General features: G+C 72.2%; 17 protein-coding genes and 1 tRNA gene. 3 read left to right on the top strand and 15 right to left on the bottom strand.

Translation table 11 applies throughout. The features are described 5' to 3' along the window. Positions 1-7: 7 nt before the first annotated feature. From LUTJ29_RS0102795 to rplM, 4 genes are all read right to left on the bottom strand, one after another. Positions 8-751, bottom strand: coding sequence for a 2OG-Fe dioxygenase family protein (locus tag LUTJ29_RS0102795; protein WP_027071216.1), 744 nt, complete (start codon positions 749-751; stop codon positions 8-10). A 122-nt stretch (positions 752-873) separates the two neighbouring features. Next, a tRNA-Gln gene (locus tag LUTJ29_RS0102790) sits at positions 874-948 on the bottom strand. Positions 949-996: 48 nt separating this feature from the next. Beyond that, positions 997-1,389: a 30S ribosomal protein S9 gene (gene rpsI, locus LUTJ29_RS0102785; protein ID WP_027071215.1), complete on the bottom strand. Its 393-nt coding sequence runs from the start codon at positions 1,387-1,389 to the stop codon at positions 997-999. A 2-nt stretch (positions 1,390-1,391) separates the two neighbouring features. Further along, the gene (rplM, locus tag LUTJ29_RS0102780) at positions 1,392-1,820 is read right to left on the bottom strand and encodes a 50S ribosomal protein L13 (RefSeq protein WP_027071214.1); all 429 of its coding nucleotides are present in this window, start codon (positions 1,818-1,820) and stop codon (positions 1,392-1,394) included. Between the two features lie 214 nt (positions 1,821-2,034). Here rplM and coq7 point away from each other — a divergent pair, with 214 nt between their 5' ends. Then, on the top strand, positions 2,035-2,727 hold the full coding sequence (coq7, locus tag LUTJ29_RS0102775) for a 2-polyprenyl-3-methyl-6-methoxy-1,4-benzoquinone monooxygenase (protein ID WP_051322618.1): 693 nt from the start codon (positions 2,035-2,037) through the stop codon (positions 2,725-2,727). Between the two features lie 83 nt (positions 2,728-2,810). On the opposite strand, the gene speD is transcribed toward coq7, so the two are convergent. After that, a complete protein-coding gene (gene speD, locus LUTJ29_RS0102770) occupies positions 2,811-3,605 on the bottom strand; it encodes an adenosylmethionine decarboxylase (protein WP_027071212.1) in 795 nt (264 codons plus the stop codon). 140 nt (positions 3,606-3,745) lie between these two features. Here speD and crp point away from each other — a divergent pair, with 140 nt between their 5' ends. Both crp and LUTJ29_RS0102760 read left to right on the top strand, forming a co-directional pair. Further along, on the top strand, positions 3,746-4,435 hold the full coding sequence (gene crp / locus LUTJ29_RS0102765; protein WP_027071211.1) for a cAMP-activated global transcriptional regulator CRP: 690 nt from the start codon (positions 3,746-3,748) through the stop codon (positions 4,433-4,435). Further along, entirely contained in the window at positions 4,432-4,905 is a 474-nt protein-coding gene (locus LUTJ29_RS0102760; RefSeq protein WP_051322617.1) for a GNAT family N-acetyltransferase, read from the top strand. Before crp ends, LUTJ29_RS0102760 begins: the two co-directional genes overlap by 4 nt. Positions 4,906-5,197: 292 nt before the next feature. On the opposite strand, the gene LUTJ29_RS0102755 is transcribed toward LUTJ29_RS0102760, so the two are convergent. From LUTJ29_RS0102755 to LUTJ29_RS0102710, 10 genes are all read right to left on the bottom strand, one after another. Next, positions 5,198-5,929 (bottom strand): haloacid dehalogenase-like hydrolase, encoded by a 732-nt coding sequence (locus LUTJ29_RS0102755; protein WP_027071209.1) that lies wholly within the window; start codon positions 5,927-5,929, stop codon positions 5,198-5,200. After that, positions 5,926-6,753, bottom strand: a complete 828-nt coding sequence (trpC, locus tag LUTJ29_RS0102750) for an indole-3-glycerol phosphate synthase TrpC (protein ID WP_232221138.1) — start codon at positions 6,751-6,753, stop codon at positions 5,926-5,928. The genes LUTJ29_RS0102755 and trpC overlap by 4 nt, the downstream gene beginning before the upstream one ends. Before the next feature lie 97 nt (positions 6,754-6,850). After that, positions 6,851-7,207, bottom strand: a complete 357-nt coding sequence (locus LUTJ29_RS0102745; protein WP_027071207.1) for an antibiotic biosynthesis monooxygenase — start codon at positions 7,205-7,207, stop codon at positions 6,851-6,853. A gap of 61 nt (positions 7,208-7,268) precedes the next feature. Then, complete coding sequence (gene trpD / locus LUTJ29_RS0102740) at positions 7,269-8,309, bottom strand: anthranilate phosphoribosyltransferase (protein ID WP_027071206.1); 1,041 nt, start codon at positions 8,307-8,309, stop codon at positions 7,269-7,271. 42 nt (positions 8,310-8,351) lie between these two features. Then, positions 8,352-8,930 (bottom strand): aminodeoxychorismate/anthranilate synthase component II, encoded by a 579-nt coding sequence (locus tag LUTJ29_RS0102735; protein WP_027071205.1) that lies wholly within the window; start codon positions 8,928-8,930, stop codon positions 8,352-8,354. A gap of 85 nt (positions 8,931-9,015) precedes the next feature. Then, positions 9,016-10,491 carry an anthranilate synthase component I gene (gene trpE, locus LUTJ29_RS0102730; protein WP_027071204.1) on the bottom strand — a complete coding sequence of 492 codons (1,476 nt, stop codon included), beginning with the start codon at positions 10,489-10,491 and terminating at the stop codon, positions 9,016-9,018. A gap of 137 nt (positions 10,492-10,628) precedes the next feature. Beyond that, positions 10,629-11,573 carry a lipid kinase YegS gene (gene yegS / locus LUTJ29_RS0102725; RefSeq protein WP_027071203.1) on the bottom strand — a complete coding sequence of 315 codons (945 nt, stop codon included), beginning with the start codon at positions 11,571-11,573 and terminating at the stop codon, positions 10,629-10,631. 323 nt (positions 11,574-11,896) lie between these two features. Next, a complete protein-coding gene (rraA, locus tag LUTJ29_RS0102720) occupies positions 11,897-12,370 on the bottom strand; it encodes a ribonuclease E activity regulator RraA (protein ID WP_027071202.1) in 474 nt (157 codons plus the stop codon). Further along, positions 12,367-13,041: a ribulose-phosphate 3-epimerase gene (gene rpe, locus LUTJ29_RS0102715; RefSeq protein ID WP_027071201.1), complete on the bottom strand. Its 675-nt coding sequence runs from the start codon at positions 13,039-13,041 to the stop codon at positions 12,367-12,369. Before rpe ends, rraA begins: the two co-directional genes overlap by 4 nt. 58 nt (positions 13,042-13,099) lie before the next feature. Then, on the bottom strand, positions 13,100-13,429 hold the full coding sequence (locus LUTJ29_RS0102710) for a DnaJ domain-containing protein (protein WP_027071200.1): 330 nt from the start codon (positions 13,427-13,429) through the stop codon (positions 13,100-13,102). Positions 13,430-13,482: the final 53 nt, after the last annotated feature.

Below are 13,482 nucleotides of genomic sequence, written 5' to 3'. Positions count from 1 at the left end.
GGCCGGCTCAGTCGTCGCCCTGGAAGGCTCCGGCGCGGAAGGTTAGCACCAGTGTGTCGCGATGCCCCTGCCCGCCCTCGCGCAGGGGCTGGATCGGGGTGGATTCGTGGATGACGCGGGCGTCGTCGAGGAACAGCAGCGCCCAGGGCTCGGCCAGGGTGAAGCGCTGGCCGGCCGGTCCGTCGGCCTCGAACACCCGGGTTTCGCCGCCCTTGATGCCGTGGCGCCCGACCAGGATGACGGCCACGTAGTCCACGCCGTCGCGATGCGCGCCCTCGGGGGTGGGGCGGCCGATGCCGTCGCCGGTGTCGATCCGGAACTGGTGGGCCTCGACGTACCAGGGCCGCTCGCCGGCGAGCCGCGAGCACCAGCCGGCCAGCGTGCGCAGCAGCGCCGGCCAGGCGGGCGAGGCGACGGTGGCCGGGTCGACCGGCTCGAACATGCGCCGCATCCCGCCGTGCAGGGCGTTGTACTCGACCGGCTGCCAGTGCGCGCGGTGCGGGGCCTGGCGCACCTGCCCGCCGTCGACCACGAAGCACGAGTGGCGCCGGCGGCGGTAGCGGCCGCCGTCGCGCAGGTAGGCGTCGGGCGGCAGGTCGTCCCAGGCCGGCTCCAGCGCGGCGAACGCCTGCAGCGCGACCCCGGTGGCCGCGGCCAGCGCCGGCGCCGGCAGCACCGCGAACCCGCGCGCGCGCACTTCGGCCGGCAGGCCGGCGGCATCGGTCAGGGGCGGCGGAAGCTGGACCGTCATCGCCGGATTCTAGCGCGCGGCCGGGGCGCTCCCGGCCCGGCGCGATGGCGGCGCCGAAACGAAGGAACCCGCCTCGCGGCGGGTTCCTTCGCTGGCCCTGGCCTTGCGGCCGGGCCCGGATGTGGCAGCCCCGGATGGATTCGAACCACCGAATGCCTGAGTCAGAGTCAGGTGCCTTACCACTTGGCGACGGGGCTATGGGACCGATTGTAGCGCCATCGGGGGACGATGGCGCGGGTACCGCATTAACGCTTCGAGAACTGGGTGGCGCGGCGGGCCTTGTGCAGGCCGACCTTCTTGCGCTCGACCTCGCGCGCGTCGCGGGTCATGAACCCGGCCTTGCGCAGCTCGCCCTTGAGCGACTCGTCGTACTCGACCAGCGCGCGGGCGATGCCCAGGCGGATGGCGCCGGCCTGGCCGGTGGTGCCGCCGCCGGAGGCGGTCACGACCACGTCGAAGCTCTCGGTGGTCTTGGTCAGCTCGAGCGGCTGGCGCACGATCATGCGCGCGGTCTCGCGGCCGAAGAACTCGTCGAGCGGACGGCCGTTGACGGTGATGTTGCCGCTGCCCTTGCGCAGGAACACGCGGGCGGTGGAGGACTTGCGACGGCCGGTGCCGTAATTCTGGGTGATAGCCATCGTTAGATATCCAGGGGCTGGGGCTGCTGGGCGGCGTGCGGATGCTCGGGACCGCGGTACACCTTGAGCTTGCGGTACATGGCGCGGCCGAGCGGGTTCTTCGGCAGCATGCCCTTGACCGCGATCTCGATCACGCGCTCGGGGTGGCGCTCCAGCGCCTGGGCCAGCGTCTCGGTCTTGAGGTTGCCGATGTGGCCGGTGAAACGGTGGTAGAGCTTGTCGGTCAGCTTCTTGCCGGTGACCGCGATCTTCTCCGCGTTGATCACGACGAGGTAGTCGCCGGTGTCGACGTGCGGGGTGTAGACGGGCTTGTGCTTGCCGCGGAGGCGGCGCGCGAGTTCGGCGCTCAGGCGGCCCAGCGTCTTGCCGGTGGCGTCGACGAGATACCAGTCGCGCTGGACGGTCTCGGACTTTGCGGTGAAGGTCTTCATCAAGTGACTCCGGGCGGGCGGGTGCCTGGTCGGGCTGGTTGCGGGTCCCGCCTTGCGGGGAGGGCGCCCGGAACTTCGCCTCGCGTTGTGGACTGCGGAACAAAGAAGCGGGATTCTAGCCCCGCACGACGTTCCGCGCAAGCCACCCCCGGGCCGCGCTGGCGTCGGCGGGGCCGGCGGGCCAACATGATGCCCTCCCCCACGGCAAGCCACCATGTCCACCCCCGCTTCCCGCCTTCCCGTCCCCCTGCCCGCCCCGCGCCCGCGGTCGCGGCGCCGCCTGGGCCCGGTCGACCGGCTGCTGGTCGAGGCCCAGCGCGCGCTCGACACCGTGTTCGGCGAGCCGGCGGCCAGCCGTCCCAATCCCGCCGGCGACCTGCCCCAGGCCGAGCTCGACGCCGCCCAGCGCCGCCACGCCGCCGGGCTGATGCGGATCAACCACGTCGGCGAGGTCTGCGCCCAGGGCCTGTATTACGGCCAGGCCGCGGTCGCCCGCGAGGAATCGACCCGCGGGCACCTGCTCGAGGCGGCCCAGGAGGAGACCGACCACCTGGCCTGGTGCGCCGAACGCCTGCGCGAACTCGACAGCCGGCCCAGCCTGTTCAACCCGCTCTGGTACGGCGGCAGCTACGCCCTGGGGGTCCTGGCCGGGTTGCGCGGGGACGGCTGGAACCTGGGCTTCGTGGTCGAGACCGAGCGCCAGGTCGAGGCCCACCTCGACGAACACCTGGACTCGCTGCCCGAGGGCGACGCGCGCAGCCGGGAAATCCTGCGCCAGATGAAGATCGACGAGGCCCGCCACGCCGACAACGCCGAGCTGGCCGGGGCCCGGGTCCTGCCGCAGCCGATCCCGGCCCTGATGGCGGCCGCCTCGAAGTTCATGAAGACGGTCGCCTACCGGCTCTGACCGGCCGGGACCGCCCACCCCGCCAGATGACGAAGGCCCCGCCCGGGCGGGGCCTTCGTCGTGCTGCGGCGCGCGCGGACGGCTCAGTCGAGCAGATTGCGCCCGTGGTAGAGCTCCTCGATCTCGCGCTTGAGCCGCGCCTCGATCTTCATCCGCTCCTTGAACGACAGGTTGCGCGCCTTCTCCTCGAACAGGTACTGGTCGAGGTCGAAGTCCTTCAGGTGCATCTTCGTGTGGAAGATGTTCTCCTGGTAGACGTTCACGTCGAGCATCTCGTAGCGCGACTTGATGTTCTTGGCCAGGAAGTCCTGGATCGAGTTGATCTTGTGGTCGATGTAGTGCTTCTTGCCCTTGATGTCGCGGGTGAAGCCGCGCACGCGGTAGTCCATCACCACGATGTCGGACTCGAGGCTCTCGATCAGGTAGTTGAGCGCCTTCAGCGGCGAGATCACGCCGCAGGTGGACACGTCGATGTCGGCGCGGAAGGTCGCGATCCCGTTGTCCGGATGGGTCTCCGGGTAGGTGTGCACGGTGATGTGCGACTTGTCCATGTGCGCGACCACGGCGTCGGAGATCAGCTCGCGGCCGGCGCTCTTCTTGTCGATCACCGGCTCCTCGGAGATGAGGATCGTGACCGACGCGCCCTGCGGGTCGTAGTCCTGGCGCGCGATGTTGAGGATGTTCGCGCCGATGATCTCGGCCACGTCGGTCAGGATCTGGGTCAGCCGGTCGGCGTCGTACTGCTCGTCGATGTACTCGATGTAGCGTCGTCGCTCGTCCTCCGACGCGGCGTAGCACACGTCGTAGATGTTGAACGACAGCGACTTGGTGAGGTTGTTGAAGCCCTGGAGCTTCAGGCGAGGCAGAGGCTTGACCACGTCGGACGGTCCCCGGTCGGGCGGACGAAGGGCGGAATTATGAGGCAAAGCCGGTGGGGGGTGGGACAAGGCCGCTGCCGGACGGTTTGCCCCGCACGCACGGACGTCCTAATCTCAGCGCTCCCCCCGTTCCCCCCTGCATGAATCCGAGCCCTGTGGCCCTCATCAGCAGCTACCGCCGCCCTGCCCACCCGATGGCGCCGTCCCCCGCGACCATCGAACGGTTCCTCGCCCACTGCCACCGCCGGCGCTACCCGCCCCGCACCGAGGTCTTCCGCCCGGGCGACCCGGCCGGGACCCTGTACTACGTCATCAGCGGCTCGGTCAGCATCATCACCGAGGAGGACGACGGGCGGGAGCTGGTGCTGGGCTACTTCGGCAGCGGCGAATTCGTCGGGGAAATGGGCCTGTTCATCGAGTCGGACGTGCGCGAGGTGATCCTGCGCACCCGCACCCCCTGCGAGCTGGCCGAGATCAGCTACGAGCGGCTCTACCAGCTGTTCGACGGCTCCCTGGCCAACGACGCCACCTCGATCATGTACGCGATCGGGTCCCAGCTGTCCCGGCGCCTGCTCGACACCAGCCGCAAGGCCGGCCGCCTGGCGTTCCTGGACGTGACCGACCGGATCACCCGCACCCTGCACGACCTGACCCGCGAGCCGGAGGCGATGAGCCACCCGGACGGCACCCAGCTGCGGGTCTCGCGCCAGGAGCTGGCGCGGCTGGTCGGCTGCTCGCGCGAGATGGCCGGGCGGGTGCTCAAGAAGCTCCAGGCCGACGGCAAGCTGCACGCCCGGGGCAAGACGATCGTCCTCTACGGCACGCGATGAGCGTGGCCCACTTCGGCCCGCCCGGCGAGCTCCCCGACGCCGACCTGCGCAGCGCCAGCCTGGTCGACGCCGACGACGTCGCCGCCCTGCTGTCCGAACTGGGCTATCCCTGCGACCGGGACGACGCCGCCCGGCGCATCCGCACCATCCTCGACAACGACCGCCAGGCGCTGGTGGTGGCGCGCGTGGGCGGCGTGGTGTCCGGCCTGGTGGCGCTGGACTTCATGTACTACCTGCCGCTGGACACGGTCACCTGCCGGATCACGGCGCTGGTGGTGACGTCCTCCGCCCGCGGCCAGGGCCTGGGCCGGCAGCTGCTGCGCGAGGCCGAGCGCCGCGCCCGGGCCGGCGGCGCGGCCCGGCTGGAACTGACCAGCGGCTCGCAGCGCACCGACGCCCACGCCTTCTACAAGGCCTGCGGCTTCAGCGACGGGACCCTGCGCTTCATCAAGCGGATGGGCGACGCCTGACGGCGGTTGCGGGGGGGCCGGCGATGGTTGCGGCCGGAGCCGCCCCCATGGACCGCCGACTGGCGATGGTCGCGGCTGAAGCCGCTCCTACGGACCGCTGATTGGCGATGGTCGCGGCTGGAGACGCTTCTACGGTCCGCTGATTGGCGATGGTCGCGGCTGAAGCCGCTCCTGCAAGGGATCGTGGCCTGTAGGAGCGGCTTCAGCCGCGACCCGCGCAACCACGCTCCGATGGCGCCTTGCCCGCACGTCCGCCGGTTCGCGGCAGGCCGCGCGCATCGGGGCGGCCGCCTCAGGCCTCCTCCGGCGCCGGCACCGGATCGCCGCCGCGGTCGCGGCAGCCCCAGTTGAGGATCGGCGTCCCGGGCGGCAGCAGGCGCCGGAACCGCCCGACATTGCCGCGCTTGGGATTGACCACGACCGGCTTGCGGGCGGCCAGCAGCAGCGGCAGGTCCGCGCTGGAATCGGTGTAGGCGACGTCGATCGCGGCGTAGCCGCGCTCGCGCAGCATCCGCATCTTCTCCTCGGCGTGGCAGTGGCGCACCGCCACGATCGCGCCCAGCCGCGGGCCGACCTGGGTGCCGATCACCGGCACCGCCTCGTGGGCGACGAAGGCCAGGATCGCGCGCGCCAGTTCCGGCGGCGCACCGGTGGCGATCACCACCCGGTCGCCGGCCTCGCGGTGCCGGTGCAGCACCTCCAGCGCCACCGGCAGCAGGCGCCGGCGGATCTGCGCCTCGTGGCCGGCGACGTAGCGGTCGATCGCGCTGTCGAGCGTGCGCGGCCCGGGCATGCCCACGGTGCCGATCCAGACGTAGCCGGAGATGCCGCGGCGCCGGGTCGGCAGGAACGCCACCATCGGCCCCAGCACCGGCGTGGCCAGCAGCGCCAGCGCTGTGCGCCACCAGCTGCGCCGGATCAGCCAGGCGAACAGGTGGCTGCCCGAGTCGCCGTCGTACAGGGTGTGGTCGAAGTCGAACACCACCAGCGGCGCGTCCGCGCGCGGCGTCTGCGGCGTGCTCATGCCGGGAAGAACATCCGCCGCAGCGCCTGGCCCGGGTCAGGCTCGCGCATGAAGGCTTCGCCGACCAGGAAGGCGTCGATGCCGGCCGCGCGCATCCGCGCCACGTCGGCGGCGGTGTGCAGCCCGCTCTCGGTGACCAGGCGGCGGTCGCGCGGCACCGCGCCCTGCAGCGAGAGCGTGGTGTCGAGCGAGACCTCGAAGGTGCGCAGGCTGCGGTTGTTGATGCCCAGCAGCGGCGCCGGCACCTGGATCGCGCGCTCGAGCTCGTCGATGTCGTGCACCTCGACCAGCACGTCCAGGCCGATGGCCATGGCGGTGCCGCACAGCTCGGCCAGCTGGGCGTCGCCGAGCGCGGCCACGATCAGCAGGATGCAGTCGGCGCCGAGCACGCGCGCCTCGTGCACCTGGTAGGGGTCGATGGTGAAGTCCTTGCGCAGTACCGGCAGGGCGCAGGCCGCGCGCGCCTGCTGCAGGTAGGCGTCGGCGCCCTGGAAGAAGTCGGCGTCGGTCAGCACCGACAGGCAGGCGGCGCCGCCGGCCTCGTAGCTGCGCGCGATCGCCCCCGGGTCGAAGTCGGGCCGGATCACGCCCTTCGACGGGCTGGCCTTCTTGACCTCGGCGATCACCGCCGGGTCGCCGGCGGCGATCCGGGCCTCGATCGCGGCCGCGAAGCCGCGCGCCGGCGGCATGTCCGCCGCCCGCGCGCGCACCTCGGCCAGCGGCCGCGCGGCGACGCGCGCGGCGACCTCCTCGGCCTTGCGGGCCAGGATCCGCTGCAGGATGTCGTCCTTGCGCGGCAGCGACGGGCGCAGGAGATGGTTCACGGTGTCGGGTCCTCTTCCGGGGCGCTGGCCGCGACGGGCCGCGGCATCGCGGCGGCCATGATCGCACGCGCGCCGCGCGCCGTGCCGATGCGCGTCCTCACGCGGACGCGGCCGCGCGCCGGTCCCAGCCGTAGGCGCGCTCGACGCGGGCGATGCGCAGCTCGAAATGGTCGTACCACAGCGCCCGCCCGCGTTCGCGCGCGGCAGTGTGCTCGGCGTGGCGGCGCCAGGCCAGGATCGCGTCCTCGCTCTCCCAGTAGGAGACGGTGATGCCGAAGCCGTCGTCGCCGCGCACCGACTCGACGCCGAGGAAGCCGGGCTGTTCGCGCGCCAGCTCCACCATCCGCCCGGCGGCGTCGGCGTATCCCGCGTCGTCGTCGGCGGTGCGGGTGGAACAGAAGATCACCGCGTAGTACGGCGGTGACGGAAGCGTCGCGAACGGGCCTGGATCCATCTCGTCGTTCCTGTGGGGGTTGGCCTGGATTTTCGCAGCATCGGCGGTGTCCGGGAACGGCTCAGCCGCCCTCCCGCGCCAGCCTCCGGGTGGCGGCGACGAAGGACTCGAGCCGTGCCAGCGCGGCGCCGGAGGCGATCGCCTCGCGCGCGCGCTCGATGCCCTCGGCGATGCCGTCCGCGACGCCGGCCACGTACAGCGCGGCGCCGGCATTGAGGGCGACGATCTCCAGCGGCAGGCCGGCCTCGCCGCGCAGTGCGCCGAGCAGCATCGCCTTCGAGGCTTCCGGTCCCGACACCTGCAGGTTGCGGCTGGCCGCCATCGCGATGCCGAAGTCCTCGGGATGGATCTCGTACTCGCGCACCACGCCGTCGCGCAGCTCGCCGACCAGGGTGGCCGCGCCGAGCGAGATCTCGTCCATGCCGTCGCGGCCCCACACCACGAGCGCGCGTTCGGTGCCCAGCTCCTTGAGCACGCGCACCTGGATGCCGACCAGGTCGGGGTGGAACACGCCCATCAGCACGCTCGGCGCGCCGGCCGGGTTGGTCAGCGGCCCGAGGATGTTGAAGATCGTGCGCACGCCCATCTCGCGCCGCACCGGGGCCACCGCCTTCATCGCCGGGTGGTGGATCGGCGCGAACATGAAACCGGCGCCGACTTCGGCGATGCAGCGCGCGACCTGCGCCGGCTGCAGCTCGATCGCCGCGCCCAGCGCCTCCAGGGCATCGGCGCTGCCGGACTTCGAGGACACGCTGCGGTTGCCGTGCTTGGCCACGCGCGCGCCCGCGGCGGCGGTCACGAACATGCTGGCGGTGGAGATGTTGAAGGTGTGCGAGCCGTCGCCGCCGGTGCCGACGATGTCGACCAGGTGGCTGCGGTCGGCGACCTCCACCGGGCGCGAGAGCTCGCGCATCACCTTGGCCGCCGCCGCGATCTCGTCCACCGTTTCCTTCTTCACCCGCAGCCCGGTGAGGATCGCCGCGGTCATCACCGGCGAGACCTCGCCGCGCATGATCTGGCGCATCAGGTCGATCATCTCGTCGTGGAAGATCTCGCGGTGCTCGATCGTGCGCTGCAGGGCTTCCTGGGGGGTGATGGTCATGCGGATGGATCCGTTTCGTCGTGCGTGGCCGGAGCGCGGGCCTCAGCGCTCCAGGAAGTTCTTGAGCAGGGCGTGCCCGTGCTCGGTGAGGATCGACTCGGGGTGGAACTGCACGCCCTCGACCGGATGCGCGCGGTGGCGCAGGCCCATGATCTCCTCGAACGCGCCGTCCCCGTGCTCGGTCCAGGCCGTGACCTCGAGGCAGTCGGGCAGCGATTCGCGCTCGACCACCAGGGAGTGGTAGCGCGTGGCCTCGTAGCCGTCGGGCAATCCCGCGAACACGCCCTGTCCGGTGTGCCGGATCGGCGAGGTCTTGCCGTGCATGATCCGCCCGGCGCGTACCACCCGGCCGCCATAGGCCTGGCCGATGCTCTGGTGGCCCAGGCACACGCCCAGGATCGGGATGCGCGGCCCCAGCGCCTCGACCACCGCGACCGAGACCCCCGCCTCGTTCGGCGTGCACGGCCCCGGCGAGATCACGATGCGCTCGGGCGCGAGCCGGTCGATCTCCTCGACCGACAGCTCGTCGTTGCGCACCACCTTCACCTCCGCCCCCAGCGCCTGCAGGTACTGGACGAGGTTCCAGGTGAAGCTGTCGTAGTTGTCGATCATCAGCAGCACGGCAGGAACCCCGGTCGGACGCGATGCGGTGGATATGGATGGGGGCGCACGATATGGATGGACGGGAGGACGGCCATGCGATGCCTCACAACCCCTTCGCCGCCTCGGCCACGGCGCGGAACAGCGCGCGGCCCTTGTTCATGGTCTCGTCCCACTCCTTGTCCGGATCGGAGTCGTAGACGATGCCGGCGCCCGCCTGCACGTACAGGCGGCCGCCCTGGATCACCGCGGTGCGGATCGCGATCGCGGTGTCGGCGTCGCCGTGCCAGCCGATGTAGCCGATCGCGCCGGCGTAGACGTTGCGCTTGACCGGCTCGAGCTCGCGGATGATCTCCAGAGCGCGGATCTTCGGCGCCCCGCTGACCGTGCCGGCGGGGAACGTCGCGCGCAGCACGTCGGCGTAGCCCAGCCCTGCCTTCAGCCGGCCGGTGACCTCGCTGACGATGTGCATGACGTGGCTGTAGCGCTCGATCACGAAGCGCTCGCCGACCTCGACGCTGCCCGGCTCGGAGACGTGGCCGACGTCGTTGCGGCCCAGGTCGATCAGCATCAGGTGCTCGGCGCGCTCCTTGGGATCGGCCAGCAGCTCCGCCTCGAGCGCCTGGTCCTCCTCGGGCGTGGCGCCGCGCGGGCGGGTGCCGGCGATCGGGCGCACGGTCACGGTGCCGTCCTGCAGACGCACCAGGATCTCGGGCGACGAGCCCACCACCTGGGTCTGGCCGACGTCGAGGAAGTACATGTACGGCGACGGATTCATCGCCCGCAGCGCGCGGTACACGTCCACCGGACGGGCGTTGAACGGCACGCTCAGGCGCTGGCTCAGCACCACCTGGAAGGCGTCGCCCCCGGCGATGTAGTCCTTGGCGCGCGCGACCGCGGCGACGAAGCCCTCGCGGGTGAAGCCGGACTCGAAGTGCGCCTCGTCCAGCGCCTCGGGACGCAGCGTCTCCGGGTAGCCGGCGCCGCCGTGGCGCAGGCGGTGGGCCAGCGCGTCGAGGCGGCGGTTGGCGCGCGCCCAGGCCTGCGGCTCGCGCGGGTCGGCGTGCACCACCAGGTACAGCCGGCCCTTGAGGTTGTCGAACACCGCGACCTCCTCGCTGAGCATCAGCAGGATGTCGGGCGTGTCGAGCTCGTCGGGATTGGCGTTCGCGCGCAGGCGCGGCTCGATGTACTCGATGCACTCGAAGCCGAACCAGCCGACCAGGCCGCCGCTGAAGCCGGGCAGTCCCGGCAGGCGCGGCACCGAATGTTCGGCGCGCAGGCGCTCGACCTCGGCGAAGGGATCGGCCACCTCGCGGGTCTCGACCACCTCGCCGTGCTCGCGCACGGTCAGGGTGTGGCCGCGGAACGCGTACACGCGGGTCGCGGGCAGGCCGATGATCGAGTAGCGGCCGAAGCGCTCGCCGCCCTCGACCGATTCGAACAGGTAGGTATGCGGGCCGTCGGCGAGCTTCAGGTACACCGACAGCGGCGTGTCGAGGTCGGACAGGACCTCGCGCACCACGGGGATGCGGGTATGGCCTTCAGCGGCGGAGAGCTGGAATTCGTCTTGCGAGGTCACGCGGCATTTCCTTGGAACGCGGGCGGGCAACGGCGGCGGTGGCGGCGTGCCACCATCGCCAGCCTTCGCCGGCAGCAGGGAAATGCAAGGATGCGGACGCGCCCATGGGGCCTAATGTAACGGCTTTGGCGCGGGTTTTACACGCAGGCCGGTGGTTGCGATCGCAACGGACAATCGTCCGGCAGGTGCATGCACACCCGGGCCGGCGCGCAGTCGATCCGGAAGGCGCGCGATTCCACCGGCTCGCCGTCCAGGTTGAGCACCAGGGGTTCGTCCGCCTCGACCTCGACCCAGGGCAGGCGCGTGCGGGTGGCGATCCGGTCGAGCGCGGCCGCCTTGCCCGCGCTGGCCACTGTGCCGAGGGTCGCGGCGATCTCGCCGGAGAGTTCGGGGATGACGGTCAGGTCGATCAGGCCGTCGTCGACCAGGGCGTCCGGGCACAGCGCCTGGCCGCCCCCGGCCTGGCGGCCGTTGCCGATCCCCAGGGCGATGAAGCCGCCTTCCCATTCGAAGCCCGGGCCGCGCAGCCGCGCATGCACCGGGTCGATGCGGCCGAGCTTCGCCAGTCCGGTCAGCAGGTAGGCCAGGCCGCCGAGCAGCTTTTTCATGCCCTCCGGCGTGTCCACCGTGACCTGGGTGCCGAAGCCGCCGCTGGCGAGGTTGGCGGCCCAGTGGACCTCGCCGTCGGCTTCCAGGCGCAGCAGGTCGACGGGGCGGGCGGGCTGCGCCGCCACCAGGTCCAGCGCCTGCAGCGGCGCGTCCGGGATCGCGGCCGCGGCGGCGAAGTCGTTGGCCGTGCCCATCGGCACCAGGCCCAGCGCCGGCAGTGCGCCCGCGGGCCGGTCGCGGCTGGCCAGCGCGGTCGCGACCTCGCTCAGGGTGCCGTCGCCGCCCGCTGCGATCAGCACGCCGACGCCGTCCTCGAGCGCCTCGGCGACGATGCGGTCGGCATCGCCGCGCTCCCAGGTCACGCGCACGTCCAGGCGCTGCCCGCGCTCGCGCAGCGCCTGCACCGCGTCGCGCAGCGCATCGTCGCCGGCGGACTTGCCGTTGAGGATGAGTCGCCAGTGGGCTGGAGGCATCGGATCGGGGCTCGCGCAGGGGTGCGCAGGCCGGGATGATCCGGGCGCGGTGCGAAGGGAGGCGTGAAGCAGGCGGTGCCTTGGCGCCGTGGGCGGCGTCCGATGGAGGGAGGTGCGCCCGATGCTGCGTCGTCTCGTCAGCCCCCCACCCCGGCTCTCCCCGCGAGCGGGGGAGGGAGGCCCGGTGTTCGCCGCGGGCGGGTGAGGGAGGCTCGCCGAGGCTTCGCACGACACGCTCGCCGACGGTATCCCGGCGGGCCTGGGGGGAGTCCCGGCCCTTGCCGCGGACGGGCAGGCGTGGGCGGCGCCGCGGCGTGCCGGGTTCAGGCCAGCGGGGCGTCGGCGAGGATCACGCCATCCTCGTCCGCGGCCAGCCAGTCGCCAGGCCGGATCTCCACGCCGCCGAACCGCACCGGCACGTCGCGCAGGCCCTGGCCGCGCTTGTCGGTCTTCAGCGGGCAGGCGCCCAGCGCCTTGACCCCCAGGTCGAGCCGGGCAAGCGCTGCGCTGTCGCGGATCGCGCCGTGCACCAGCACCCCGCTCCAGCCGTTGGCGACCGCCTTTTCCGCCAGCATGTCGCCGAGCATCGCGCGCCGCAGCGAGCCGCCGCCGTCGATCACCAGCACCCGGCCCTCGCCCGGCTCGGCCACGGCCTCGCGCACCAGCGAGTTGTCCTCCAGCGCCTTGACCGTGCTGACCCGGCCGGCGAACTCGATGCGGCCGCCGTAGTCGCGCAGCGGCAGGCCCAGCACCCGGACGCGATCCTCGAACCGGTCGCACAGGTCGCAGGTGTTCATGCCGCGGCCTCCGCGATCCCGCGGCGCATGCGCGCGATCACCGCCGCGTAGTCGGGCTGGCCGAAGATCGCGCTGCCGGCGACGAAGGTGTCGGCGCCGGCCGCGGCGATGTCGCGGATGTTGTCCGGCTTCACCCCGCCGTCGATCTCGAGCCGGATCGGCTTTCCGGTGGCGTCGATGCGCTCGCGCACGCGGCGCAGCTTGTCCAGCGCGGAGGGGATGAAGGCCTGGCCGCCGAAGCCGGGGTTGACCGACATCAGCAGCACCAGGTCCAGGTCCTCGAGCACGTAGTCGAGCACGTCCACCGGCGTGGCCGGGTTGAGCACCAGGCCGGCCTGGCAGCCCTCGGACCTGATCAGCTGGATCGTACGGTGCACGTGGCGCGAGGCTTCGGGGTGGAAGCTGATGAGCGTCGCGCCCGCCTTCGCGAAGTCCGGGACGATCCGGTCCACCGGCTCGACCATCAGGTGCACGTCGATCGGCGCGGCGACGCCGTGCCTGCGCAGCGCCTCGCACACCAGCGGGCCAATGGTCAGATTGGGGACGTAGTGGTTGTCCATCACGTCGAAGTGGACCCAGTCCGCGCCGGCGGCCAGGACCGCGTCGACCTCCTCGCCGAGCCTGGCGAAGTCCGCGGAGAGGATGGAAGGGGCGATGACGGGCGGCTGCATGCGGATTCCTGCGGTGGGTCGGGTGGCGGCGGCCGGCGACCGGGTCGCGCCCGGCGGGTCAGCGTCGGCGGCGGTCGCGGATCCGGTCGTAGGCGGCATTGATCTCGGTGGCGCGCCTCTCGGCCTGCGCGCGCAGCTCCGGCGCCGCGCCGGCGACCTTGTCCGGGTGATACTGGGACATCAGCCGGCGGTAGGCCTGGTCGATCTCGGCCTGGCTCGCATCCGGCGCCACCCCGAGGGTGCGGTAGGCGGCGGCGTGGCGGCCCCCGCCGACCCAGCCCGCATCGAAGGCGTGGCCGATCAGCAGGCCGATCAGGCCCCCGGCCGGGTGGCGCAGCAGCAGCCAACCGGCGATGAAGCCCAGGACTTTCCCGTACCAGCGGTTCATGCCCGCCAGTGTACCGCCGGGCGTTCATTGCCGGCGCGATTGCCACTACACTG

Source organism: Luteimonas sp. J29 (assembly GCF_000472505.1).
Classification (GTDB): domain Bacteria; phylum Pseudomonadota; class Gammaproteobacteria; order Xanthomonadales; family Xanthomonadaceae; genus Luteimonas.
Note: the sequence above shows the minus strand (reverse complement) of the source record. Positions and strands in the feature narration are given on the sequence as shown.